Annotated in this window: 1 protein-coding gene; it reads left to right on the forward strand. The window is 66.8% G+C overall.

From position 1 onward, the window contains the following. Window positions 1-21: 21 nt before the first annotated feature. A partial coding sequence (locus tag x551_RS21680) for a recombinase family protein (protein ID WP_253950450.1) occupies window positions 22-1,805 on the forward strand: 1,784 nt, incomplete at its 3' end.

Consider the following 1,805-nt stretch of genomic DNA (forward strand, 5'->3'; position numbering starts at 1 on the left):
CGGCGCGCACACTTCAACTCCTTGGATGCCCAGCGGGAGGCCAGCGAAGCCTTCATCCTGAGCCAGAAGGCGCAGGGCTGGAAGGCGTCTCGGAAGGTGTACGACGATGGCGGCTACTCGGGTGGGAACCTGAACCGCCCGGCCCTTCGGGCGCTGCTGGACGATGTCGCTGCCGGGCGGGTGCAGATCGTGGTGGTCTACAAGGTGGACCGGCTGACCCGGTCCTTGGCGGACTTCGCCAAGCTGGTGGAGCTGTTCGATGCCCACGGGGTGTCGTTCGTGTCGGTAACCCAGCAGTTCAACACCACCAGCTCGATGGGACGGCTGACTTTGAACGTGCTGCTGTCGTTCGCACAGTTCGAGCGAGAGGTCACCGGAGAGCGGATCCGGGACAAGATCGCGGCCTCCAAGCGCAAGGGGCTGTGGATGGGCGGTGTCGCCCCGATCGGCTACAGGCCGCAGGAGCGGACCCTGGTGATCGACGAACCCCAGGCCGAGCGGGTGCGGGTGATGTACCGGCGCTACCTGGAGCTGGGCTGCGTGAGCCGGTTGCACCTAGAGCTCAAGAGCCTGGATTGGCGCACCCCACCCCGGACGACCCAGCGAGAAGGCGCAGCCGGGGATCGGCCGTTCAGCCGGGGGCACCTGTACCGGATCCTGGGCAATCCGGTCTACCGGGGCCGTATCGTGCACAAGGGGCAGGTGTTCGAGGGCAACCATCCGGCGATCGTCGATGAGGCCACCTGGCTGGCAGTGCAGCAGCAGATCGCCAGCAACCGGCAGGGGCAGCGTACGCGGGGGAATGCGAAGGATGCCAGCCTGCTGGCCGGGCTGGTGTTCGATGAACGGGGAGACCGGCTCACCCCCAGCCACGCCACCAAGGGGCAGAAGCGCTACCGGTACTACGTCGGGACCGAGGGCGACGACACCCTACGGATCCCGGCGCCGGAGTTGGAGAAGGCGGTGCTGCAGAGCCTGACCACCTTCCTGAACGACGAGGGGCAGGTGCTCGATGCGATCGAGACGACCGAGGCGCAGTTGATCCAGGCCGCGCTGCGGCAGGCGAAGGTGGCAGCAGCAAGCCTAGGCCAAGCAGCCACGCGGATCGAGACGATGCAGAGCCTGGTCGCGCGGATCACGGTGGGCACCGAGAACTTGCGGATCACGATCAAGGCCGGAGCAATAGGGGCGACGGCTCAGACCAGCATCGATCAGCCGGTGCAGCTCAAGCGCTGTGGGATGGCGATGCGCTTGATCGTGCGCAACGGAGCCACCCCCGAAGCGCCTCAGGTCGATGCGAAGCTGGTGGGCTTGATCTCTAAGGCGCAGGAGTGGTTCGCAGACCTGGCCTCAGGTCGATGCAGTGGGGTGGCGGAGATCGCCGAGAACGCGCAGGTCAGCACGTCGTACGTGACGAGGGTGATGCATCTGGCCTTCCTGGCGCCGGACATCGTGGAGCGGATCGTCAGGGGTGAAGGGCCGTCGGATCTGACGGCCGAGCGGCTCGGGAGGATGGGGCGCTGCCGATGGCGTGGGCGGAGCAGCGGGAGCTGCTGGGTATCGGCTAACAGACCTCGCCTCGACGATCACGGCTCCGCAGTGCGGGGCCGCGCTGCTTGGGGCGGTGATGGTCGGAGGAATTATCCGTACCACTTTGGAAGGCCACTGAGAAAGGCCTCCGAGAACGCGCTTCGATGGTCCGGTCAGCACCCTACTGAGAATGGCCATCGGGCCCGCAGGCCGCGCCACGCGGGGCTCGCGCGAAAAAAAGCCCGCGTCGTGCGCGGGCTTGGACTACCTGGCGG

The sequence above is a fragment of the Methylibium sp. T29 genome (genome assembly GCF_000576205.1).
GTDB classification, from domain to species: domain Bacteria; phylum Pseudomonadota; class Gammaproteobacteria; order Burkholderiales; family Burkholderiaceae_C; genus Methylibium; species Methylibium petroleiphilum.